24 protein-coding genes, 1 other RNA gene and 1 pseudogene are annotated in these 21,969 nt (G+C 39.2%); 19 read left to right on the forward strand and 7 right to left on the reverse strand.

Annotated features, from left to right (window positions below):
• The first annotated feature begins 34 nt into the window (after positions 1-34).
• From FWJ32_RS07790 to FWJ32_RS07800, 3 genes are read left to right on the forward strand one after another with little or no spacing between them, the layout of a single operon-like run.
• Positions 35-727, forward strand: coding sequence for a tRNA (adenine(22)-N(1))-methyltransferase (locus FWJ32_RS07790; RefSeq protein WP_149545396.1), 693 nt, complete (start codon positions 35-37; stop codon positions 725-727).
• A complete protein-coding gene (locus FWJ32_RS07795; RefSeq protein WP_149545397.1) occupies positions 699-1,817 on the forward strand; it encodes a Nif3-like dinuclear metal center hexameric protein in 1,119 nt (372 codons plus the stop codon). The genes FWJ32_RS07790 and FWJ32_RS07795 overlap by 29 nt, the downstream gene beginning before the upstream one ends.
• A 9-nt stretch (positions 1,818-1,826) precedes the next feature.
• A complete protein-coding gene (locus tag FWJ32_RS07800; RefSeq protein WP_149545398.1) occupies positions 1,827-2,219 on the forward strand; it encodes a ribonuclease HI family protein in 393 nt (130 codons plus the stop codon).
• A gap of 486 nt (positions 2,220-2,705) precedes the next feature.
• Here the strand turns inward: FWJ32_RS07800 and FWJ32_RS07805 are convergent, their stop codons facing one another.
• The 5 genes from FWJ32_RS07805 to nikR are packed head-to-tail and all read right to left on the reverse strand — an operon-like array spanning position 2,706 to position 5,743.
• Positions 2,706-3,434 carry an energy-coupling factor ABC transporter ATP-binding protein gene (locus tag FWJ32_RS07805; RefSeq protein WP_149545399.1) on the reverse strand — a complete coding sequence of 243 codons (729 nt, stop codon included), beginning with the start codon at positions 3,432-3,434 and terminating at the stop codon, positions 2,706-2,708.
• Positions 3,425-4,255 (reverse strand): cobalt ECF transporter T component CbiQ, encoded by an 831-nt coding sequence (gene cbiQ, locus FWJ32_RS07810; protein ID WP_149545400.1) that lies wholly within the window; start codon positions 4,253-4,255, stop codon positions 3,425-3,427. The genes FWJ32_RS07805 and cbiQ overlap by 10 nt, the downstream gene beginning before the upstream one ends.
• A complete protein-coding gene (locus tag FWJ32_RS07815) occupies positions 4,248-4,565 on the reverse strand; it encodes a PDGLE domain-containing protein (protein ID WP_149545401.1) in 318 nt (105 codons plus the stop codon). The genes cbiQ and FWJ32_RS07815 overlap by 8 nt, the downstream gene beginning before the upstream one ends.
• Positions 4,562-5,254, reverse strand: a complete 693-nt coding sequence (gene cbiM / locus FWJ32_RS07820) for a cobalt transporter CbiM (RefSeq protein WP_149545402.1) — start codon at positions 5,252-5,254, stop codon at positions 4,562-4,564. Before cbiM ends, FWJ32_RS07815 begins: the two co-directional genes overlap by 4 nt.
• A 12-nt stretch (positions 5,255-5,266) precedes the next feature.
• Complete coding sequence (gene nikR / locus FWJ32_RS07825) at positions 5,267-5,743, reverse strand: nickel-responsive transcriptional regulator NikR (RefSeq protein ID WP_275266279.1); 477 nt, start codon at positions 5,741-5,743, stop codon at positions 5,267-5,269.
• A 340-nt stretch (positions 5,744-6,083) separates the two neighbouring features.
• On the opposite strand from nikR, the pseudogene FWJ32_RS13875 reads away from it, so the two are divergent.
• The 7 genes and pseudogenes from FWJ32_RS13875 to FWJ32_RS07860 all read left to right on the forward strand — a co-directional run.
• Positions 6,084-6,335, forward strand: a pseudogene (locus tag FWJ32_RS13875) (UPF0236 family transposase-like protein); the annotation flags it as partial.
• A 121-nt stretch (positions 6,336-6,456) separates the two neighbouring features.
• Positions 6,457-6,788: RNase P RNA component class A (rnpB, locus tag FWJ32_RS07835), an RNA gene on the forward strand.
• A 259-nt stretch (positions 6,789-7,047) separates the two neighbouring features.
• Positions 7,048-7,596 carry a rubrerythrin family protein gene (locus FWJ32_RS07840; protein WP_149545403.1) on the forward strand — a complete coding sequence of 183 codons (549 nt, stop codon included), beginning with the start codon at positions 7,048-7,050 and terminating at the stop codon, positions 7,594-7,596.
• Positions 7,597-7,642: 46 nt separating this feature from the next.
• On the forward strand, positions 7,643-8,038 hold the full coding sequence (locus tag FWJ32_RS07845; RefSeq protein ID WP_162523563.1) for an FxsA family protein: 396 nt from the start codon (positions 7,643-7,645) through the stop codon (positions 8,036-8,038).
• A gap of 82 nt (positions 8,039-8,120) precedes the next feature.
• Positions 8,121-9,482, forward strand: a complete 1,362-nt coding sequence (rlmD, locus tag FWJ32_RS07850) for a 23S rRNA (uracil(1939)-C(5))-methyltransferase RlmD (protein ID WP_149545405.1) — start codon at positions 8,121-8,123, stop codon at positions 9,480-9,482.
• Positions 9,483-9,986: 504 nt separating this feature from the next.
• Complete coding sequence (locus FWJ32_RS07855) at positions 9,987-10,268, forward strand: PadR family transcriptional regulator (protein WP_275266281.1); 282 nt, start codon at positions 9,987-9,989, stop codon at positions 10,266-10,268.
• Positions 10,265-10,894 carry a DUF2812 domain-containing protein gene (locus FWJ32_RS07860; protein ID WP_149545406.1) on the forward strand — a complete coding sequence of 210 codons (630 nt, stop codon included), beginning with the start codon at positions 10,265-10,267 and terminating at the stop codon, positions 10,892-10,894. Before FWJ32_RS07855 ends, FWJ32_RS07860 begins: the two co-directional genes overlap by 4 nt.
• A 470-nt stretch (positions 10,895-11,364) precedes the next feature.
• Here FWJ32_RS07860 and FWJ32_RS07865 read toward each other — a convergent pair whose 3' ends face one another.
• Complete coding sequence (locus tag FWJ32_RS07865) at positions 11,365-11,700, reverse strand: winged helix-turn-helix transcriptional regulator (protein WP_149545407.1); 336 nt, start codon at positions 11,698-11,700, stop codon at positions 11,365-11,367.
• A gap of 199 nt (positions 11,701-11,899) precedes the next feature.
• Between FWJ32_RS07865 and acgA the strand changes: the two genes are divergently transcribed.
• The 8 genes from acgA (at position 11,900) to FWJ32_RS07905 (ending at position 16,931) form a co-directional block, all read left to right on the forward strand.
• Complete coding sequence (acgA, locus tag FWJ32_RS07870) at positions 11,900-12,103, forward strand: ACGX-repeat peptide (RefSeq protein WP_149545408.1); 204 nt, start codon at positions 11,900-11,902, stop codon at positions 12,101-12,103.
• A 101-nt stretch (positions 12,104-12,204) separates the two neighbouring features.
• A complete protein-coding gene (gene acgM / locus FWJ32_RS07875; RefSeq protein ID WP_203227632.1) occupies positions 12,205-13,242 on the forward strand; it encodes a radical SAM/SPASM domain protein, ACGX system in 1,038 nt (345 codons plus the stop codon).
• Entirely contained in the window at positions 13,242-13,820 is a 579-nt protein-coding gene (locus FWJ32_RS07880) for a nitroreductase family protein (RefSeq protein ID WP_149545409.1), read from the forward strand. The genes acgM and FWJ32_RS07880 overlap by 1 nt, the downstream gene beginning before the upstream one ends.
• 20 nt (positions 13,821-13,840) lie before the next feature.
• On the forward strand, positions 13,841-14,470 hold the full coding sequence (locus tag FWJ32_RS07885) for a nitroreductase family protein (RefSeq protein WP_149545410.1): 630 nt from the start codon (positions 13,841-13,843) through the stop codon (positions 14,468-14,470).
• Positions 14,457-15,350 (forward strand): Sir2 family NAD-dependent protein deacetylase, encoded by an 894-nt coding sequence (locus FWJ32_RS07890; RefSeq protein WP_149545411.1) that lies wholly within the window; start codon positions 14,457-14,459, stop codon positions 15,348-15,350. The genes FWJ32_RS07885 and FWJ32_RS07890 overlap by 14 nt, the downstream gene beginning before the upstream one ends.
• On the forward strand, positions 15,304-15,912 hold the full coding sequence (locus tag FWJ32_RS07895; RefSeq protein ID WP_149545412.1) for a DUF5131 family protein: 609 nt from the start codon (positions 15,304-15,306) through the stop codon (positions 15,910-15,912). Before FWJ32_RS07890 ends, FWJ32_RS07895 begins: the two co-directional genes overlap by 47 nt.
• 13 nt (positions 15,913-15,925) lie before the next feature.
• Entirely contained in the window at positions 15,926-16,681 is a 756-nt protein-coding gene (locus tag FWJ32_RS07900) for a protein-ADP-ribose hydrolase (protein WP_149545413.1), read from the forward strand.
• A 1-nt stretch (position 16,682) separates the two neighbouring features.
• Complete coding sequence (locus tag FWJ32_RS07905) at positions 16,683-16,931, forward strand: aldo/keto reductase (RefSeq protein ID WP_203227633.1); 249 nt, start codon at positions 16,683-16,685, stop codon at positions 16,929-16,931.
• 81 nt (positions 16,932-17,012) lie between these two features.
• Here FWJ32_RS07905 and FWJ32_RS07910 read toward each other — a convergent pair whose 3' ends face one another.
• On the reverse strand, positions 17,013-18,209 hold the full coding sequence (locus FWJ32_RS07910; protein ID WP_149545414.1) for an IS701 family transposase: 1,197 nt from the start codon (positions 18,207-18,209) through the stop codon (positions 17,013-17,015).
• A 1,093-nt stretch (positions 18,210-19,302) separates the two neighbouring features.
• On the opposite strand from FWJ32_RS07910, the gene FWJ32_RS07915 reads away from it, so the two are divergent.
• On the forward strand, positions 19,303-21,696 hold the full coding sequence (locus FWJ32_RS07915; protein ID WP_420837944.1) for a homocysteine S-methyltransferase family protein: 2,394 nt from the start codon (positions 19,303-19,305) through the stop codon (positions 21,694-21,696).
• The last annotated feature ends 273 nt before the right edge of the window (positions 21,697-21,969 follow it).

Genomic DNA, 21,969 nt, shown 5'->3' on the forward strand with positions numbered 1-21,969 from the left:
ATGTGGCACTCTTTTTTGTTTTTTGGAGGAAGATATGAAATTATCAAGCAGGTTATTATCTGTGGCTAAAAAGGTTGCTGAGGGAAAAGGCTTGGCCGATATAGGTTCAGATCATGGCAAGCTCCCTGTATATCTGGTATTAAATGGTGTGATACCATATGCAATAGCCAGCGACAGTAATGCAGCCTCTTTGAAGAAGGCAGAGGAGCTTGTTTTTAAAATGGGCCTATCCGAAAAGATTGAGCTGCGTGTTGGTTATGGGCTGGATGTCCTTTTGCCTGATGAGGTTGAACAGATAGTCATTGCCGGTATGGGTGCACCACTGATTGCTGAAATAATTGATAATGCCCCTCAAGTTTCTACCGGTGTCGAGAGGTTAATACTTCAACCCATGCAGTACCCAGAATATCTTTCAAGATGGCTTTATGAAAATAAATTTGATATAATAGATGAAGACCTAGCAGAGGACAGAGGCAGGATATACAGAATATTTACTTGCCATAAAGGGACACCAGCGCCGGTAGAAGATGATATATATTTCGAGATTGGGGAAAAACTAATTAAGAACAACCATCCTCTTCTTCACAAGTATATAAAAAGAATTATAAGTAAATATCACTATATTTACCAGCACATAATTGATGATAACGAGAAGACGCTTATATACACAAAGCTAAAAAAGCTGGAGGAGATCATAAATGAGTACGAAAGCCCAGACCATCTTTAGCTTAATTGAAGAGATTGCACCAAAATATTGTGCTGAGGAATGGGATAATGTAGGCCTTATGGTTGGGAGATACAACAGGGATGTATCAAGGATACTTATATCTCTTGAGCTAAACAGTGATGTATTAAAAGAAGCAGTGCAAAATAATATTGACCTCATCATTACCCACCATCCTCTGATTTTCAATCCACTTAAAAACATAAGGTACGATATACCCCAGGGAAAATATGTATACGAACTCATTAAAAACAACATAGATCTATATTCCTGTCATACAAATCTGGATGCCAGTAGAGACGGGTTAAATGATTATATAGCTTTGAAATTGGGTTTGAAGGATATTGATATTCTTGATATTATAGGTAGAGATTCATATAAAAAGCTGGTTGTGTTTGTACCTAAAGGGTACGAAGAAATTGTGAGGAATGCACTGGGGAATGCTGGGGCAGGCTTTATAGGAAACTATAGCCACTGTACATTTATGACTGATGGTAAAGGGACTTTTCTACCACATGAAGGCAGTAATCCATTTCTTGGCAATATTGGCAAGATAGAAGAGACCGATGAATATCGTATTGAAACAATAGTACCGGATAGACTTCTTAAAAAAGCTGTAACAGCTATGTTGAAAGTACATCCATACGAAGAAGTGGCTTATGATATATATCCATTAGAGAATGAAGGGAAAGTATATGGGATAGGCAGAATAGGTTACACTGACAATGAGTACAATCTGTACGAGTACGCACTAAACGTGAAACAACTTCTAGGACTGAAAGAAGTAAGAATAGGTGGAGAAGTAGAAAAGAAGATTAAAAAGGTTGCCGTAGTAAACGGCTCTGGCGGAAGCTATGTTTCAAAGGCCTATTATGCAGGGGCTGATGTGCTGGTTACAGGGGATGTAAGCTATCACCAGTATCAGGATGCAAAGGCATTAGGTTTGGCAGTAATAGATGCTGGGCATTATGGTACTGAAAAACATTTCGTTCAGTTTATGTCCAGGTATCTGAAGGAAGCTGCCCATGAAAAAAATTTAGACTATGAAGTAATAGAAAGTCAGGTTGATTTAAGCCCATTTATAACATATTAGGAGGATGAAATGCTCAAAATACATACCGACGGTGGATCGAGAGGAAATCCAGGCAAGGCAGGTATAGGTGTCGTGCTGGAGAGAGAAAATGGGGAAAAAGAAGAGATATATAAATATATTGGGGTAACAACAAACAATATTGCAGAATATACAGCGCTTAAGACTGCACTTTTGCGGGCTATCGAATTGGGTGAAAAAGATGTATCCGTATTTATGGATAGTGAACTTGTTGTAAAGCAGATAAAAGGAGAGTATAAAGTTCGCAATGAAGGTCTCAAACTCATATATGATGAGGTTATCAGTCTCATAAAAGAATTTGAACATTTTAGCATATCTCATATAATGCGAGAAGAAAATAAAGAAGCCGATAAACTGGCAAACAAAGCTATGGACGAAGGATAATATAAAATTTTATTAGGTCATTGAGCAGTAGAATTAAGGTCAGATATAGAAAAAGACCTCACCATCCTCTATCCGGGATGAGTTTTAAACCCAAGGAAGGTGAGGTCTTATGAAATTAATTAGACTTGTACTGTAAAAATTCCTTCTTGCTGCAAAAATATTTGACTTATTAAACAGCAAATACATGTACTGGCTATCTATTATTTGGACTTAAACGACCAACACGCCATGATTCACATTATTTCTTAAAAATGCTTCGAAGAATACTGGGTGGGTTTTATAAAATCTTTCAGCCGGCGAAACTGCCTTCAGGTTTTGCGTGATTGCTCGATGATTAAGCGGTTGCCAGGTGTTTTCCGCAGACCAGCTTTGCCTGGCCCGACGAACTACCGGGACGAACGGCTGTTACAAAGCTTTGTGCCATCATCATCTCTAAATAAATCATATTCTCAATAAAAAGCTCCCAAAACGAGGGAGCTTTTTATCTTATATTAAATTCACACTTTCAAGCAGATCATTATCATCGAGTATTTCAGACGGGTTACCTATCGTCTCAACAGTGTGCGACTCGTTCATTATGATGATTCTGTCAGCAAGCTTTCTCGTTAAATCCAAGTCATGTGTCGAGATTACCAGTGTTTTTCCACTTTCATTTAAGTCTTTAAGCTTATCCATTAGCCACTTTCTAGACCTTGGGTCAAGGCCGTTTGTAGGCTCATCAAGTAGCAGCACATCAGGATTTATAATCATGATGGATGCAAGAGCGACTTTTTTCTTTTCGCCGCCGCTTAACCTGTGAGGTGATCTATCACGCAATTTTGTAAGTCCAAATGAATCCAATGTGTCTTTAACCATTGATTTTACTGCACTCGGCTTTAATCCCATCTGAAGAGGTGCAAATGCGACTTCATCAAATACATTTGTATTAAAAAGTTGAACATCGGAATCTTGAAACAAGTAGCCAACTTTTTTTCTAAATTCATATTCTTCATCGCTTTTCATATTTAATATTGATTTGCCAAAAGCTAAGATGTCTCCGTTATTTGGCTTTATCAAACCGTCCATCAATTTTAGAAGTGTAGATTTCCCTGAACCATTTGCGCCTAAGATTATAAGCTTTTCACCTTTATTTACTGTGAAGTTTACATCTACAAGCGCCGGTATAGACTTTATATATGAGTAAGAGACGTTTTTAAGTTCAAAAATTATATCCAAAGTTTGCCTCCTTTTGATAGAGCAAATATTATAAATAATGCTGCATTGAAAATTATCCAGATTATATCGCTGCGGCCAATCTTGAAGTCATTTATAGTCTTGTATTCACCTCTGTAGCCGCGTGAAATCATGGCGTTGTATACGTCATCGCTTAACGATTCAGATCTTACTAGCAAATTTCCCATTGAAGATGCGACGAATTTCCTTTCGCTTTTGCCTTTAGATTTTCCTACATTTCTGCTTTTCCTTGCCAGAAACATGTTTGATGCAATTTCAAGGAACAGCGTTATATACCTTAGCGACATATCCAATGTGGCAGAAAATATTTTCGGAAGCCTAAAAGATCTAAGGGCCTTTAGTATTTCCACCCATTTTGTAGACAGTATCAAGATGTATATTAATGACAGCGAAACAAAAGAGCGCATAATGAAGATCAATGTGCTTAAAGCTCCATCTTCTGTGATATAAAGATTCCTAGTCAAGTAAATAAGCGGTTTGCCAGGCCTTACTGTGTTAAACAGAGAAGGTATCAGTACGATGCCTGTGAAAATTATTGATACTGTTGAAATCCTTGCTATGTAAGATTTCATCGGTATCTTTGAAAGCACAGCCAAGATAAGTGAGTACACAAGCATTACAGCTGTATAGGATAATGAATTGCCAAAATTGGCTATTACAATTAAGAATATAATAGAAAGAAGCTTTATTCTTGGATCAAGCGACTGCATCAAACCGCTTTTATCAGCAATTTCATCTGATGTAAACATGTCTTCAAATGTATTCTGTATATCTAAAACTGTCTTCTCTATAAAATTACTCATTTTTCTCCTCAGATTTACCCATTGTTTTGCTAAGCACAAAAAATACTACCATGATTATGCCGATTCCGACGACGGCTGATAATATATACCCTATTGATAATTGAAGAAAGTTCTTATCAAAGCTCGGTATGCTGTAGTCAGGCAAAAGTGCCTTTACTGTATCTGAAAAATGCTTCATGCCGCTTGGCACATATCCAACCATGCTTTTTATCTCGTCTATGCCCCATTCGCCCCATGCCGATCCAGGCGCCAAAAGCCCGATAGGCGTAAGTAGAATTATTATTGCTGCTATTATAAATAATTTCTTCACTTAGCTTCACCTCTTAATCTGTATGAAAGTCTGTAAAGTAAGTTGTCTTCGCCTACTCTCATTAAGTAGTACACCACAAGCCCTGTTATGCCAGCTTCTACAAGCCCAGCGACTGTAAGATGTGCTAGCATCATGGCTGGTATTGATTGATTAAGCCCGTAAGGGAAATACAGGGCACGTCCATCTGCTGCATGAAAAAGTATCGGCTGTAAACCTAGCTCTATTGCGGCTGCAAGCGCTGCTGCATTTATACCTATGTACGCCCCAACAGCGGATGATATGACTTTGTTGATTTTTAATTTTTGCGACAGCACATATATGCCGTATCCTACGAATGGCGCTAAAAAAGCCATGTTAAAGCTATTTGCACCGAGAGCTAGAATTCCCCCATCTCCAAAAAACAACGACTGTATTAAAAGCGCAATCGTAAGTGAGATGCTGGCTCCCCATGGACCCAATGCAATTGCAAGAAGCGTTGCACCTACTGCATGTGCTGTTGTACCGCCTGGTACAGGAACGTTAAACATCATTATCGTAAAGGCAAATGCAGAACCTATTGCCATGATCGGTATGTCTTTTTTATCGAATGTTTCATTTACTTTCTTTGTAGCTACTGCAAGAACTGGTACCATAGCGGTGCCCATTACGGCGCACGTTTCGGGACTTAGATATCCGTCTGGTATATGCATAAAAATTCCCCCTTATAAATTTTTGCCTGTTGTCGTCATGACAAGCTTTCCATGTTTCACGCCCTTTGTGCTTATTATTTCGTCTGCTATCTTTGATATAGTCTTTGAAGTGCCTTTTATAACCATTACTTCAAGGCAGTTGTGCTCGTCAAGGTGTACGTGCATGCTTGATATTATGTTCTCATGGTGCCCATGCTGTATGTCAACAAGCTTATCGCTTATCTCCCTTACCTCATGGTTATAAACATATGTTACTGTACCTATTGATTCGGCCTCATCTGACTTGCATTGGTTTTCGACTATGTAATCTCTAATTAAGTCCCTTATAGCTTCAGACCTATTTTTGTAGTTTTTTGATTCGATCAATTTATCAAACTGTGAAAGCAGGTTTGCTTCCATTGAAACGCCAAAACGCGTAATTTCATCCAGATTGATTACCTCCTTATGTGTTACTTTTATAAAAATAATAGCACTTATTAAAAAAATAATCAATAGAATCTTAATAAGTCATAATATTACATTAATTTAAATTGTTGAAATTTATTAAGCTGTAATTTATGATATATAAAAAGGATATAGTCAATCTCATGCTGATGTTAATAAGGAGGTCGAAATTGAGATAAAGTCTTATAAAATAGATAAAGGGTCTGTAATGAGATATTTGGGATATGGCACAAAAACTTAGAAGAAGATTTAATTTACGATATCAAAAAAACATGAGAGAATCATATGAGCTGTACAGGAATTAGGAGAAACTTTAAAACAAGATAGTGAAGAAAAAAGAAAATAAGTCTTTGAATAGGGAGAGGTTCCCAGAGGAGAGAAGGTTACAAGGTGTCTATATATAGAAAGTGACGGAGTAATAATACGTCTACAAAAGGCAGATAAAAAGAGAGGAGAAATAAAACATTTAGCAGCCTATGAAGGCAAAGAGAAGATTGGTGGAGGACGATATAGACTGAAGAATAAGCTTGTAGTAAGCAGCTTAGCTGATAGTGAAGAGATATGGGGAGAAGCTTATTCTAAAGTAGGACACAAATGGGATATAGAACGTGTAGAAAAAGCCATTGAGGAAATTTAGATAAAAAATTTTTAAAAACTCACATACAAAATCTTAACGCGGACCCATGAATAAAAAAGATTTGACAAACAACGAGAAAGATGATAGTATTATATATCCAGAAAAAATATATCCATAAAGATGAGCAAGCTGGATAGTCGCGTGCTCGTGCACGAGGAAAGTCCGAGCTCCATAGGGCAGGGTGCTGGGTAACGCCCAGCGGAGGCGACTCCGAGGAAAGTGCAACAGAGATATACCGCCACGTAAGTGGTAAGGGTGGAAAGGCGAGGTAAGAGCTCACCAGCAGCCAGGTGACTGGCTGGCTCTGCAAACCCCACCTGGAGCAAGGCAAATAGGAGAGCATATGTGGTGGCCCGCCACGCTCTCGGGTATGCTGCTTGAGGCAGCAGGCAACTGCTGTCCTAGATAGATGACTATCCAAGACAGAACTCGGCTTATAGGCTTGCTCAACAGATATCATATCAGGTCCAGAGATTTTTCTCTGGACTTTCAAATTGATTATTGTGGGGCAAAATTCTTCATACATATAAAAGGCGAATACTTATAATTCACATCCATAAAAGAAGCCCTCTTTAAACCTGTCTACATCATCCAGGAAGGACATAATTCTGTAAACATTTTCATTATTGTTACTTTTCCAGATCCTATGTATAGGATATTTCTAAATGCATATACTACCGTTTGCTTGAATAATTCCTGAGGGAGGGATTATATGGAAAATAACATGACTGCTGCCAACTTACGGTCTGCCTTTGGCGGTGAGAGTATGGCCTATCAGCGCTATAAGGTATGGGGAAAAACAGCAAGGGGTGAGGGTTTTCCTAATGTAGGGAGATTATTTGAAGCCATAGCCGATGCGGAAAAAATTCATGCATCAAATCATTTTAAGACAATGAAAGATGTGGAAGGTGATTTCCTTGTTCCATCCATGGCAGGTTTTGGCATAGGCAATACCTCGATGAATCTTGCCAAGGCCATTAGTGGTGAAAACTTTGAGATTATCCAAATGTATGCTACATATATTGCTGTAGCTGACTTCCAGAAAGAGAGTGAAGCAAAGAAGTCTTTTGTATGGGCAATAGAATCAGAAAAGGGACACTCAAAGCTCTATACAGAAGCCAAGAAGTCTGTAGACAGTGGAAAAGACTATCAGATTGATAAGATACAGATCTGCAGTGTATGTGGCTATACGCTGATCGGAAAGGCGCCAGAAAAATGTCCGATATGCGGTGCTACAAAGGATAAATTTACAGCTTATTAGAATTATTAGAAGTCTTCCGGGCAAAATACATATCAGAGGTGGTATGATGCTTGGAAGACTTATTGTTTTGTTTATAACGGTTTCATTATTGGATCTGTTGCTATTGATAGCCCTGGGTAGATATATAGGATATTTAAAAACCGTTCTTATTGTTATAGGCATTGGCATAATAGGTGCCATAATAGCTGAACGTGAGGGACTTTATACATTTAGAAGGGTTAGAGATGAATTTTACAAGGGAAATCTTCCAACCGACGAACTTATGGATGGCGTATTTGTCCTGGCTGGTGGTGTAATGCTTATAACTCCTGGCCTTATAACCGATGTCATCGGTATCTTATGCCTTATTCCCAAGAGCAGAAAATACATCAAAAGATTTACACTTACTTATCTGAAATATTTACTAAACAGCAGGATTTTCAAGATAAAATTAAGAAGATAACACCCGGTAAAGGGTGTTTTTTGATATAATAATGTATTAAAATTATATTAGCTTATATTTATATTGGAAAGCAGGCGTAGACATGCATAATTTAAAGGTTGGTCAAAAGATAGAAATATATATAGAAAAAATGGCCAGTGAGGGGCAAGGTATCGCTAAGTATGATGGTATGACGGTATTCGTAGAAAAAGCCATAGCTGGAGAAAAAGTGCAGGCAGAGGTCTCAAAGGTTAAAAAAGACTACGCTGTAGCAGAGACCATACATATTCTGGAGGCGTCATTATATAGAGTAGAACCGCTCTGCCCGGTATATAATTTGTGTGGTGGCTGTCAGCTCCAACACATGAGCTATGAAGGTGAACTTATATTTAAAAAGAACAAAATTGAAGATGCATTAAAAAGGATAGGCAGTATAGAAGTAAAGGTTAATGATGTGATAGGCATGAATAGTCCATATTACTATAGGAGCAAAGCGCAGTATCCGGTAGCTACCGTAGATGGAAAGGCAGTAATGGGTTTTTATAAGGAAAGGTCGCATGAAATAGTACCAATAAAAGAGTGTATGCTGCAAAACAGACAGGCTGAAAACATTGCCATGGAGGTACTGGAATTCATAAAAGAATTCAATATCCAAGTATATAATGAAAATACAAAGCAAGGATTAATAAGACATATAATGACCCGATATTCTAAGTCAACAGGAGAGACAATGGTTGTAATTGTAGCCAGGGAAAATAATCTGCCCCATAAAGATGAACTTGTGAATAGATTAAAGAAATACGATGGTTTTGCAGGCCTGGCCTTAAATATCAATCCACAGGATACAAATGTTGTCCTTGGTAACAAAAACATTTTCCTTTATGGCAAAAGTAGGATAATAGAAAGTATAGGAGGACTTAAATATTATATATCGCCGCAATCCTTCTTTCAGGTAAACCCCATTCAGACCGAGATATTATATTCAAAAGCCCTCGAGTTTGCAAATCTTCAAGGTGACGAGCTGGTTATAGATGCATACTGTGGCGTAGGAACTATTTCTCTTTTTCTTGCACGAAGAGCAAAACAGGTCATAGGTATTGAAGTTGTTGAAAAGGCGGTTGAGGATGCAAAGGAAAATGCAGGGCTCAATAAAATATCCAACGCTGATTTTATTGCCGGAAAATCTGAAGATATCATGAAGGATCTAAAAAATAGAGGAATCACTCCTGATGTAATAGTTGTGGACCCACCGCGTAAGGGTTGTGACGATGCTGTACTGGACTCTATAATAGACATGGCACCGGAGAGGATAGTCTATGTGTCTTGCAACCCTGCTACCTTGGCTAGGGACCTTAAAAAATTAAGTAAAAAATATTGTATAAAAGAAGTACAACCTGTAGATATGTTTCCCAGAACGAGCCACATTGAGTGCGTAGTTCTGATGACAAATGTAAAAAATAAATAAGCACCTAAAAAACGGCTTGAATACAGGGCTTTCCGGTGATTTGCCATCTGTAGATAATTTGTTTGCGGATAGCGGAGATGCAGGAAAGCCCTGTTTTTTTGTTTCTGTGACTGTACGTGGAAACACATCCACAGCCTCTCAAGGCGGCCTTTGGCGGGCGAGGTTGTGTAGACGGAAAAGACGGCGGTTGATTGTTCGAGGGGACATGTCTAAAGGAATTTTAGCATTAGATTTATATTTTATATTTCAATCAAAAACAAATGTTAACATTGATACAATGTTAACCAGCGAAACCAGTATTACTTGGCATTTTATATAAAATATAAGTAGCCTCGATGTATGGCATTTTTGCTTTTTTGGGAATTGTGTTTTCATCTCAAACACGTTGACATATATTACGTTTAGTGATATACTTTACATTACATTAAACGTAATAAGTTTGGGGTGGTTTGCATAAGAGACAATATAAAAGGCGGTGCATTAACCGAGACAACATTTCTTATCATGCTCGCCGTGTATAAGCCAAATTATGGATATGGGATTATGCAGTTTATTGAAAAGGAAACCGGCGGGCGGGTTGTTTTGGGTGCTGGAACTTTATATGGGGCTATAAATGCATTGGTAAAGAAAAAATGGATTACTCCTTTTGGGTCTGAAGCTGACGGTAAGAAAAAAGAATATGTTATAACCGATGCTGGGAAACAGAAGGTGGCCGAGGAATTAAAGCGTATGGGTGAGGTTTTGAAGCTGGCGTCGACAATTATAAAGGAGGATAGAGGCAAATGAGCAAAACTGTATTTCGATACTTTTTTGATTTCCTAGACGGGCAGGAAAAGTGGCTGAATGATATGGCTGAGAAGGGCTACCGGCTTAAAAAATGCGGAAAAATAACCTATACTTTTGATGAATGCATGCCTGGTGAATATGAGTACGCCGTTGAGTTTGTCGGCGATAAATCCTATTCCAAGGCAGAGGACTATCGCAGGTACCTTGAAGGCATGGGATTTCGCACTTTCACAAAAAATATCAACCTAAATTTTTCTTATGGCAAGGTAAGGTGGCGGCCATATGCTAAAGGCATGGGGCAAATTGCTACGTCGCCCGGCGCTTTTAACAAAGAGCTTTTAATTGTGGAAAAAAAGAAAGATGAAAAACCATTCGAGATGCATACGAATGTGCAGGACAAGTTAGATGCTTATAAAACCGTTAGACGCGCCTATATTTGGGCCGTTCTTATGATGTTTGGACTTGTTGTTGTGACCTTTATTCCCAATATATCTTCGTTGTCAGTGGCAATGACATGGGTGCTTAGAGCTGCTGTTGCAGTCTTTGGCGCTTTGTTTCTTATCCCAACGGTGAAATATTCTTTATTGGTTAACCGATTAAGGAATGAGAACAAAATCTTTGAATAAAAATGTACTATCCATAATTCTGTTATTGGTTAGATTATTTGTATAATTAGCAATACATAAATGTTATAGCTATCGTGGAAAAGTGCACCTGTCCTGCGGTACTTTCCTACCTTTCGTGTAAATGTTAGAAATCGTGAAATAGTATGAGATTTATTGAAGAAGTGTATGTGTTAAAGGCTGTGAAATGTAAAAAATAAATAAAAGCTTGAAAAATGGCTTGGATACAGGGTTTTCCGGCGATTTGCCATCTGCCGAAAATGTATTTTTTGGTGGTATATATACCGGGAAGCCCTGCATTTTTATTTGCGTAATTGTTTAAGGAAACACATCCACAGCCTTTCGGGATGGCTTTTGGCTGGCAGGGTTGTGTAGACGGAAAAGACGGGGGTTGAAATGGTTTGATGTGTTCGCGGGAACATGTCTACGGAAACTTGCATAATTTCAGTTCCACTTTTTATTAAAGATAACATTCAACTTTGGCTTTTTACAATTTTCTGATACTCTGCTCCCCATGTTTCCATTGCTTTAATAATTGGACGCATGCTTTCACCCAATTCGCTTAAGGCGTATTCTACACGAGGCGGCACTTCCGGGTACACAGTGCGGATAATAATTCCATCTGCTTCCATAGATCTCAGGCTATCCGTCAGTACCTTGTGACTGATACCAGGGATGTTTTTTCGCAGTTCGTTAAAGCGCCAAGGGCGCTGAAGCAAATTTCGCAAGATCAACAGTTTCCACTTACTGCCTATCAATTGAACCGTGGTCGCTACAGGACATTCAGGCAATTCTTCTTTTGTCAGCACCGTATCATCTCCTTCATAAGTTCAGATTTGAATGTTACATTCAAATTATAATATAAGATAACGATTAAGACAAGTTGGTTATAAAAAGGTGACTAAGTAATAGATTTGTGCGTACTTTTTTTTTAGATAAAGCAAAAGTTAAAATATAATTGCGAACAAACAAAGGGTTCGTAAAATCCAAAAATGGAGGTAAAACACTATGGCACTTTCTAATCTGTTTGGATGGAACAAAAAAGAGGCGGCTTCTGCTTGTGGTTCTGCTTGCGGAGCATCCGATAAGCCTGCTGAAGCTCCCACTGCCTGTGGTGCTACTGATGCTCCTGCTGCCTGCGGCGCTGCTGATAAGCCGGAAGAAAAACCTACCGCCTGCGGTTCTGCCTGCGGCGCTGGCGACAACAAATAATCCGGTCAACACGCCAACACATCCCCGGCATAGCTGGTCTTACCGGGGACTTTTAAAATTATTCTGGCAACAGCCAGTTTTTATATAAAGAGAGGTAATGAATGATGAAACAATATTTTGCTTTTCAGTGGCACATCACTGACGAGTGCGATCAGCGGTGTAAACATTGTTATATATTTTCGGAAGTTCATGGCAAACATCTGGACTCCATGAACTGGGAGCAGATGGTGGACGTAGTGGACAACTGCTGTGACATGTGCGAAATGTATGATCGGTTGCCCTATTTCTATATCACCGGCGGCGATCCGATCCTGCATCCCGAATTCTGGCGGCTGCTTGGTTTGCTGAAAGAAAGGTACATTCCTTTTACTATCCTCGGCAACCCGTTCCATCTGAATGACGAGGTATGTAAAAGGTTGAAAGAATATGGATGCCAGAAATACCAGCTCTCCCTTGATGGGATGCGGGAAACCCACGACTGGTTCCGTAAGCCCGGCTCCTTTGATTGTACCCTTGAAAAAATCGACTGCATTAAAAAGGCCGGTATCCGCTCAGTCATTATGACTACGGTATCTGGAAAAAACATCAAGGAAGTTCCGGATATTATTGACACCGTTGTGGCGCATAAAGTGGATGTGTTCGCTTTTGCGCGGTACTGCCCAACCAGCGAGGGAAAGGACACCGGCATGACCCCACAGGAATACCGGGAATTGCTGGACACCTGCTATCAGAAATTCCAGAAATATGAAGCCGAAGGCTGCCAAACCTACTTTAATCGGAAAGATCACCTTTGGACGCTCTATGAATACGAAAAAGGCATTTTCAAAATCCCGGAGAATACACAGGAGGGTATGATCTACGGCGGCTGCAACTGCGGCAACTGCCATTTGACCATCCTGCCTACTGGTGACCTGTACGCCTGCCGTCGCTTTGAAAGCAAGGTGGGCAATGTGTTTGAAGATCGCATTGCCGATGTGTGGGTATGCGACCGTATGGAAGCCTACCGGGAGTATACAAAATTCAAAAAATGTTCCAAATGCGAATTGCTGGCTTGGTGCCGGGGATGCCCCGCCGTTACTTACGGTACAACCGGAGATTTTTACGAGGCTGACCCCCAATGTTGGAAGGAGGTTAGATAATGGAATTGCTGGATTTAATTAAGAAAAGAAGGTCTATTCGTAAATATCAAGATAGGCAGATACCGAAAGAGGACCTGGAAAAAATCATCGAAGCAGGTCTCTATGCACCAAATGCGGGTGGAGGACAGCGAACCATCATCGTTGGTGTTCATAGCAAAGAGTTGACAGAAACTATCGGAAAGCTGAATATCGCCCATTTTGATAAGAACAAGATGCTCGGCTCCTATGTATCTAAAGAGCAGCCGAGTATTATTGATGACCCTACTATTAAAAATGGTTTTTATGGCGCGCCTACAGTCTGCGTAGTATTTGCCCAGAAAAACTTTTTATACAGCATCCCCGATGCGTTCTGTTGTGCAGAGAACATGGTATTAGAGGCTACTGAACTGGGGATTTCCTCCTGCATTATTGCAAGAGCCGAAGAAACCTTTGAAAATGAATTAGGAAAAAAGCTATTAAAGGATTGGCAAATTCCTGAAAACTACATTGCGAGATGCTTTGTCGTGCTCGGTTATTGCGACGGGGCATATCCCGCTGCCAAACCGAGAAAAGACGGAAGAAGCCGAATCATTGAATAGAAAAGGGCTGGAGAACGGTTATGGACTTTATGGATATATCCAAAATGCGGGTTACGGTGCGTAAGTTTGCACAGATGCCCGTGGAGCAGGAAAAAATTGAAAAGATTTTGGAGGCCGGGCAGTGGGCTCCTACTGCGGTCAATTATCAGCCACAGCGGGTTTTGGTGCTGAATACACTTGAAAATCTGGAAAAGGTAAAATCATTCTGCACCTTTAATTACGACAAAAAATATGCAGACTTGGCAGAAGAATGTGATGATAAAGAACATGGCAAAAATGTGTATTATTATGGTGCGCCGCTGGTGCTGTTCGTAAGTTATGACGAAACTGTTTGTTGGCATCATCCCCAAAGCGGTAAGAGCAGCGGCGTCACCGATGCCACCATTGTAGCAACACACATGATGCTGGAAGCGGCCAGCCTTGGGCTTGGAACAGTCTGGATCAGCTACTTTGACGAGAATAAAGCCAAAAAACTGCTTAATCTCCCTGAAAACTGGCAACCGGTATGTATGCTTTACGTCGGATACCCAGCGGAGGACTTTAAGCCCAATCCGAATATATCTGGAAAACGATTTCCGATTGAAAAAACATGTTTCTATAATGATATACCACAAAATGTGAAAGATGGTGCTGATTATGGAGAATTATGAGGAAAGGCTGATTGCCGCAAAAAAAGCAATTGAAAACGCGGACTCTGTTCTGATCGGAGCAGGGGCAGGACTGTCCGCTGCTGCAGGGCTGACCTATTCCGGCAAACGGTTCACGGATAATTTTTCCGATTTTATTGAGAAATACGGTATCGAAGATATGTACTCTGCCACCTTTTATCCGTTTAAGACACAGGAGGAATTATGGGCGCATTGGGCAAGGCATATTGATGTGAACCGCTATTCCCAAGCTGCTACAAAGCTTTACATGGATTTGTTCCGGCTGGTTCAGGAAAAGGAATATTTTGTAATTACAACCAACGTTGAAAGCCAATTTGAGAAAGCCGGTTTTCCAAAAGATAAAATTTTTGAGGTGCAGGGCAATTACGCCTATTTGCAGTGCGCCAAAGGATGCCACGACAAACTGTATTATAACGAAGAATTGATAAAAGAAATGGCAGCACATACAAAAGACTGCAAAATACCATCTTATCTTGTTCCGAAATGTCCGGTTTGCGGCGGTCTGATGGATGTTAATCTGCGGAAAAATAATTATTTTGTGCAGGACGAAAACTGGTATCAGGCAAATAACCGCTACGATGAATGGCTGAAAAAGAATTATAAAAAACGGATTATCTTCCTTGAGCTTGGGGTTGGTTTCAATACTCCCGGTATCATTCGCTACCCATTTGAGCAGATGGTTTATAGCAATAAAAAGTCAACCTTGATTCGTTTCAACCGCGATTATCCATTAGGCATGAAAGAAAATATACAGCGCACCATTTCTTTCGATGAAGAAATGCAGATGATTGTCACAGCATTATTGGAGGATACCGATGCACGATATATGGAACCCGTGGCATGGCTGCGTAAAGTGCAGTGAGGGATGTCAGTATTGTTATATGTATTTTCTTGACCGGATGCGCGGCATCGTCGGTTCTGACATTTACAAAACAAAATCTGGTTTTACTTATCCATTACAGAAAAACAGAGAAGGAAAATATAAAATCCAGAGCGGTGAACTGATCAGAGTCTGTATGTCCTCGGACTTCTTTCTGGAAGAAGCCGACCCTTGGCGGACAGAGGCATGGGATATGATGCGCCAGCGCAGCGATGTGAAGTTTTTTCTGTTGACAAAGCGTCCCCAGCGCGTCCGTGAGTGTGAGGCGTACAATGTCACATTCTGCTTTATTGAAACAGGAACACATTTTATCAAAGACGGAAAGCACTATCATATTCCAAAAAAGATTGTGCAGAGCCGGATGGCATATAAATCCGGCATGAATTATCAGGGAAAGCCGATGGAATTTAAGCTGACAGACGGATGGGGGTATCCTATCCCAGCGGAAAATCTGTATGTTTCCCATTATCGGCAGAACTGCCCGACCTGCGGAAGCAAATTGATCTGCAACGGCTGCAGTGATTGTGGCCGGTGCAAAGAATGAAAGGCGGTGTACTATGACAAGAACAGAACAACTGGATTTTATGATAAAAGAGCTGATGCCGGGGATTGCTATTCCAAAGGAGGCTGCGGACAAATGGAGAATGTTCCGTTCTCTTGTCAATATACGTCAGCCGGGGCCGGTCAGCACCGCTTTTTTGCAGGTGCAGGATGCTTTTCTGAAAAATGAAACAGCGCAAAAAGGCATTACCCGTTTGGAAGATTTACAGCCAATAGCGGACGGAATTTATCTGTGGCAAGGCGATATTACGACTCTGGCTGTGGATGCTATCGTCAACGCGGCCAATAGCGGGCTGACCGGGTGCTATCGCCCTTGCCACGGTTGTATCGACAATGCAATTCACACCTTTGCAGGTGTCCAACTTCGCAATGCCTGTGCTGGAATCATTGCACATCAGGGTTATCCCGAACCGACCGGGCGTGCAAAAATAACCGCGGCCTATAATCTTCCCAGCAAGTTTGTCATTCATACGGTTGGACCAATTGTTTATGACAAGCTTACCCATGAGCATGAACAGCAGCTTGCCGCCTGTTATCGTTCTTGCTTGGAGCTTGCAGATCAAAATAAGCTGGGCAGCCTTGCGTTTTGCTGTATTTCCACAGGTGAATTTCATTTCCCAAATGAAAGAGCAGCACAGATCGCTTTGCATGAGGTGATGAAGTACCACAGAAACGGCGGTAAATGCCGTGTAATATTCAATGTATTTATCCAAAAGGACTGGCAGATTTATAACCAGCTATTGAAGAAATAGGGTGATTACACAGGAAAATAGTGATTGCAATTCTCCATTTGCACTTGCGAGGGTTCTTGCACAGAAACCATGGATTGTTCCGATTCCCGGCACACGCAAATTAGAGCGTCTTGAAGAAAATCTTGGAGCGGCAGAAATTAATCTGACTTCTGATGAGATCAATGCTTTGAATGATGCTCTCTCTAAAATAAAAGTTTATGGGGATCGATACCCGGCAGGCTCTGATTATGCAAATAGAACAGGTAAATAACGAAGCCAATGTTATTAAATTGTATGACTATGAATGAGAAAATTTAATAACATAAATTTACAGCATGTAGTTACACTTTGCCTATGCGATATTCATTTGCTCAAAAATAACATCTATAGGCACATTATCTTTAGCACTTTGATAAATCCATAGAACATGTTCTCTTTGAGTTTCTTTACGGACAGACTTTAGTCCATTACTAAATTGATAGTATGAGCCTGTTCCAGTAGTGCAATACAAGTATGTTAGTGCTATTAGAAGCAGCACCCTATCAATTGATTTAGTTGAGCGCACCTGATAGGTATTTAGCCCAAGATTATTCTTTGTCTGTCTAAAGAAGATTTCAATCGGCCAGTGTTTGCTATAGTATTCAAGGATTATTTGGGTATCTAATTCTGTATCAGTACACAAAAAGGCATGTAAGGAATTGGCTTTTTTAAAAGCACTTTCATGCCAGCATAATAAAACCACTGCATTATCTACACCATTTAAGGCTTCTTCATAGCGATATACCAAATATTTAGAGCCGTTCACTGTAACGGGGTGAACATCATCTTTTTCGATATACTGTGCAAAGTCTTTAACCTGAATACGGATGCCTTTTGGGTAGATAATACGATTGGTTTTAAGTGCACCGATAAGATGATAGCCCTTTTTAAAATGAGTGTTAATTACTTTTTCGTTGGTAAACCATGAATCACAGAGGCCATATGCTGGTCCTTTAGGAGATGGTAGAGTATCTACCATCTCACAGATTCTTTGAACTTTACTCTTTCCACCTTTAATATAACGCTCAATATAATAGGGTAGCACCTTATTGCCGCAGGAGAGCATCATAGCAAGAAGTTGGTGTCCCCAGACCTGTTTTCCTTTTAAATGCGATTGATGAAAGCCTGCTTCCTGGATTGGATACTTTGCCTGTGACGAAGGCATAGTCTTTTCCGCAATAGTATCATCAAATATCACAAATATAGGAGAATCAGAAGTTTGGGAATACTTATATATAATACGAATAACTTCTCTTCTTATGGCTCTCCACGCATATTCTATATTCCAAACACCTTGGCTTAAGAATTTACCAAAGGTAGCTCTATGGCAGTTTGTAAAACTTAAAAGCACAATATCTGTAACAGTGCCGCTGTAGCTCTTTTGAACAGCAGCAGTAATAAATTCCACAATATGTTTCAAAACAGGTTTAGTGAAGTATAACGAAAACTTTAATGTAAATAAATATTGATATATTGATGACTTTTCTGTTATTCTATTTGTAAGAGACATTTACTTCACTCCTGTTTCTATGATTTTTGTATGGTAACTTAATTCATATCACAGAAAGTGAAGTTTTGCCTCTATTTTTATATAATTATTACCAATGTTATTTTCTTACATCAAATTTGCTCACGTATAGTTGTATGAATTAATTTTTGATCTGATCTTTCAGGTGAAAACTATAATTAATTGAAATATTTCACCCTAGTAAATGCTGCAGTAGAATAAAGGAATATTTTAACGGTAATGGTTATTACACATAAAATTTTCGCCTTGAATCAATAAAACCTGATTCAAGGCATATTTTTTATTCGACAAAATATTACAAAAATCACCAAACAGAAAGGCGGAATTTACATTGCATCATATTTCGCAAAGTAAAGATGAAGCAATATTCATAAGCGCAAATAAGAAAAATTCGGCATGACAACACCTGCCGAACTTAAATAGAAGCTGAGCGTATGGTGGGCGCTGCCGTATAGGTTGGAGCTGACGAGGTTGATGTTGTATGGTTTGGACTTCATACAATATCAAGCGGTTCTCTGCCAATATACATAAGGCAAAAGCTATACGCCGGATACGATTCCATCCTCGTATAAAAAGACAATACAGCGCAAAAAGCGATGACGACCCTTAGGCAGGGAAAATAGTTTTTGTGGCCGAGTTTACTGAAATTCGTAAACTCGGCCGTTTTTGTATCAATGTCCTTTTACCAAAATGTTGGAATTCGCTTGTTTACCTATATGGATATAAAAGATGGAGCAGATGCCAGTGGTATTGCTCAAAAGAAAACACAGTTAGAATGCAGAGCATTATATTTAGTAATACAATGAATTAAATATTTGACTAATTAATAAATTAAAATTAAACCGAGGTAAGTTTATAATTACCGTTGAAATTTCCACGCAAAAGGGAACAGATATAACCAAAACAATTGAAAATGAAAGAAAATTAAAAGGCATTGTGGAAGTCTATGATATCGATTCAATTAGACTTTTGAAGGTTGTAAATTCTCTTAATAGCAGTTATGATTATAGTGGAAACAAGTTGTGGCCATCTACTAAATTTTGCATTGGAACTACCAAATTAAAATGGAGGTGAGCTGATGGACATATTTAAAGAGTTATTGAAACGTATAATAATTTTTGACGGGGCTATGGGAACACAACTTCAGGAAAGAGGGCTAAAAACTGGTGAATGTCCTGAATATATGAACATATCTCATCCGGATGTTATATTTGACATACACAAATCATATATCAATGCAGGTGCAGATGTAATAGAGACAAATACCTTTGGTGCTAATAGAGTTAAATTGGCAAAATATGGCCTTGAAAATGAAACGGCTAAAATAATTGGCGAATCTGTCCGAATTGCCAAAAAGGCAGCACAGGAGAAAAGTGTCGCACTCTCAATAGGACCTACCGGTAAACTTCTGAAACCTTACGGTGATATGGCATTTGAAGAAGCTTATGAGGTTTTCAAGGAAGTTGTAATTGCAGGGGAACAGGCTGGTGCAGATATAGTTTTGATTGAAACAATGTCTGATATGCTTGAAGCAAAGGCGGCTATCCTTGCGGCAAAGGAAAATACAAAGATGAAGGTAATTTGTACAATGACGTTTCAGGAGGATGGAAGGACGTTGATGGGATCAGACCCAGTAACTGTTGTTGTAAGCTTGCAAGGGTTAGGGCTTGATGCTATTGGCGTAAATTGCTCAACGGGTCCTGATAAGATGGTTAATATAGTTGAAAAAATGTCTACAGTATCACGTATCCCTATTATTGCACAGCCTAATGCAGGTATGCCAGCAATTAAAGATGGCAAGACTGTATATGATCTGATGCCTGATGCCTTTGCAAGTTATTTTCCTGAACTTATTAAAAAAGGTGCATCTATAGTTGGAGGATGTTGTGGTACAACACCTGAGTATATACGATTGGTAAAAAGTGTGGTTCAAGATTTTAAACCAAATATGATCGTTAATAAATTTACAGCGGTGTCATCAAATACAAAGACAATTTTTATAGGTGGGGATAACCCCTTAAGGGTTATAGGTGAGCGAATCAATCCTACAGGAAAGAAAAGTTTGAGCACAGCATTAAAGGAAGGAGATATGAGCCTTGCGGTTGATGAGGCGGTAAGGCAGCAAAAATCGAATGCTGACATACTTGATGTAAATGTAGGTGTTCCAGGTATAGATGAGGAAAACATAATGGTAAAGGCTGTATCAGAGATTCAGAATGCAGTAGATATTCCATTGCAGATAGATAGTACAAACATTAAAGCAATAGAAAAAGCAGTAAGAATTTTAAGGGGCAGACCTATAATAAATTCTGTAAGTGCAAAAGAAAAAAGTTTAAGAAAAGTGTTGCCGATTGTCAAAAAATATGGCACATGTGTTATAGGGCTTACCGTAGGAGACAACGGACTTCCCAAAAATAGAAAAGAGAGATTAGAGAATGCTAGGAAAATTATTGAAACTGCGAAAGAATATGGCATACCTAAAGAGGACATTTTAATAGACTGTGTAGTTTTGACATTATCTTCAGAGCAAGAAGCGGCTCAAGAAACTTTGGAGGCTATAAAGCTTGTTAAAAGTGAATTGGGTGTAAATACCGTAATCGGCTTAAGCAATGTATCTTTTGGGCTTCCTGAAAGGAAATTAATTAATTCGGCATTTTTAGCAATGGCAGCATCCTACGGGCTTGATTCTGTCATTATAAATCCATGCGATGATACAATGATGAATACATTAAGGGCATCTATGGCATTAATGAACAAAGATAAGGGTTGCATAAATTATTTAAATATATATGGTGGTAATACACCTGTGAAAAATTCCTCTTCTAAAAAATATATAAAAAATGAAGAGCATGATAAACTTTTATACAATCATATTTTAGAAGGTAAAAAGGCTGGAATTAAAAATATTGTTGAGGATATTTTGGCTGAAGGTGCGGAACCGCTTAAAATAGTAGATAATATTATCATACCTGCATTAAAAGATGTTGGCGGCAAGTATGAAAAAGGCGTTTATTTTTTGCCACAGCTTTTGAGCTCTGCAGAAGTTGTACAGGAAGCTTTTAAGATAATAAAAGAGAGGTTGCCAAAGGGCACAGTATCTAAAGGTAGGATAATTCTTGCAACTGTAGAAGGTGACGTACATGATATAGGTAAAGACATAGTCAAGGTCCTTCTTGAAAATTATGGGTATGACGTTATTGATCTTGGTAAAGATGTGAAAGGTGAAGTAATTCTTGAAGAGGTAAAGCGTTCAAATGTGTCGCTTGTGGGATTAAGCGCATTGATGACGACAACGCTTTTTAACATGGAAAAGATTATTAAGTTGCTTAAACAGAATGCGAACGTAAAGGTCATGGCAGGCGGTGCTGTCCTGACAGAAGAATATGCGTTAAAGATAGGCGCAGATTATTACGGGAAAAGTGCACAAGATGCTGTAAGAATTGCAGATAGTTTTTTCTCTGAGAGATAATTTAGGCTGTAAAAATTGTGGTTAAGTTTATGGAGTTATTGTGGCAGGAAATATAAACGCAGCTGTTGCCATCGGCATCTAAGACAGGTTCGATAATATTTTTGTATTCAGTAATATTTAAGAAATTAGGCGCTGCATATTTTTAATATAATTATGTAGTGATATTAGTGATGAATGCGTGAAATGTGTATATTTTTCAATATGTAAGAGAGGTTGTTTTCATAGAGGAATTAACGGATGGACAATTAATGAGAAAAGAGAACATTATTGTAA

It is taken from the genome of Calorimonas adulescens, assembly GCF_008274215.1.
GTDB classification, from domain to species: domain Bacteria; phylum Bacillota; class Thermoanaerobacteria; order Thermoanaerobacterales; family UBA4877; genus Calorimonas; species Calorimonas adulescens.

Excerpts from the sequence above, each read along its gene's own strand:
- FWJ32_RS07790 (WP_149545396.1), top strand. The coding sequence starts at position 35 with ATGAAATTATCAAGCAGGTTATTATCTGTGGCTAAAAAGGTTGCTGAG.
- FWJ32_RS07795 (WP_149545397.1), top strand. The coding sequence starts at position 699 with ATGAGTACGAAAGCCCAGACCATCTTTAGCTTAATTGAAGAGATTGCA.
- FWJ32_RS07800 (WP_149545398.1), top strand. The coding sequence starts at position 1,827 with ATGCTCAAAATACATACCGACGGTGGATCGAGAGGAAATCCAGGCAAG.
- cbiQ (WP_149545400.1), bottom strand. The coding sequence starts at position 4,255 with ATGAGTAATTTTATAGAGAAGACAGTTTTAGATATACAGAATACATTT.
- cbiM (WP_149545402.1), bottom strand. The coding sequence starts at position 5,254 with ATGCATATACCAGACGGATATCTAAGTCCCGAAACGTGCGCCGTAATG.
- FWJ32_RS07840 (WP_149545403.1), top strand. The coding sequence starts at position 7,048 with ATGGAAAATAACATGACTGCTGCCAACTTACGGTCTGCCTTTGGCGGT.
- FWJ32_RS07845 (WP_162523563.1), top strand. The coding sequence starts at position 7,643 with ATGCTTGGAAGACTTATTGTTTTGTTTATAACGGTTTCATTATTGGAT.
- rlmD (WP_149545405.1), top strand. The coding sequence starts at position 8,121 with ATGCATAATTTAAAGGTTGGTCAAAAGATAGAAATATATATAGAAAAA.
- FWJ32_RS07855 (WP_275266281.1), top strand. The coding sequence starts at position 9,987 with ATGCTCGCCGTGTATAAGCCAAATTATGGATATGGGATTATGCAGTTT.
- FWJ32_RS07860 (WP_149545406.1), top strand. The coding sequence starts at position 10,265 with ATGAGCAAAACTGTATTTCGATACTTTTTTGATTTCCTAGACGGGCAG.
- acgA (WP_149545408.1), top strand. The coding sequence starts at position 11,900 with ATGGCACTTTCTAATCTGTTTGGATGGAACAAAAAAGAGGCGGCTTCT.
- acgM (WP_203227632.1), top strand. The coding sequence starts at position 12,205 with ATGATGAAACAATATTTTGCTTTTCAGTGGCACATCACTGACGAGTGC.
- FWJ32_RS07880 (WP_149545409.1), top strand. The coding sequence starts at position 13,242 with ATGGAATTGCTGGATTTAATTAAGAAAAGAAGGTCTATTCGTAAATAT.
- FWJ32_RS07885 (WP_149545410.1), top strand. The coding sequence starts at position 13,841 with ATGGACTTTATGGATATATCCAAAATGCGGGTTACGGTGCGTAAGTTT.
- FWJ32_RS07890 (WP_149545411.1), top strand. The coding sequence starts at position 14,457 with ATGGAGAATTATGAGGAAAGGCTGATTGCCGCAAAAAAAGCAATTGAA.
- FWJ32_RS07895 (WP_149545412.1), top strand. The coding sequence starts at position 15,304 with ATGCACGATATATGGAACCCGTGGCATGGCTGCGTAAAGTGCAGTGAG.
- FWJ32_RS07900 (WP_149545413.1), top strand. The coding sequence starts at position 15,926 with ATGACAAGAACAGAACAACTGGATTTTATGATAAAAGAGCTGATGCCG.
- FWJ32_RS07910 (WP_149545414.1), bottom strand. The coding sequence starts at position 18,209 with ATGTCTCTTACAAATAGAATAACAGAAAAGTCATCAATATATCAATAT.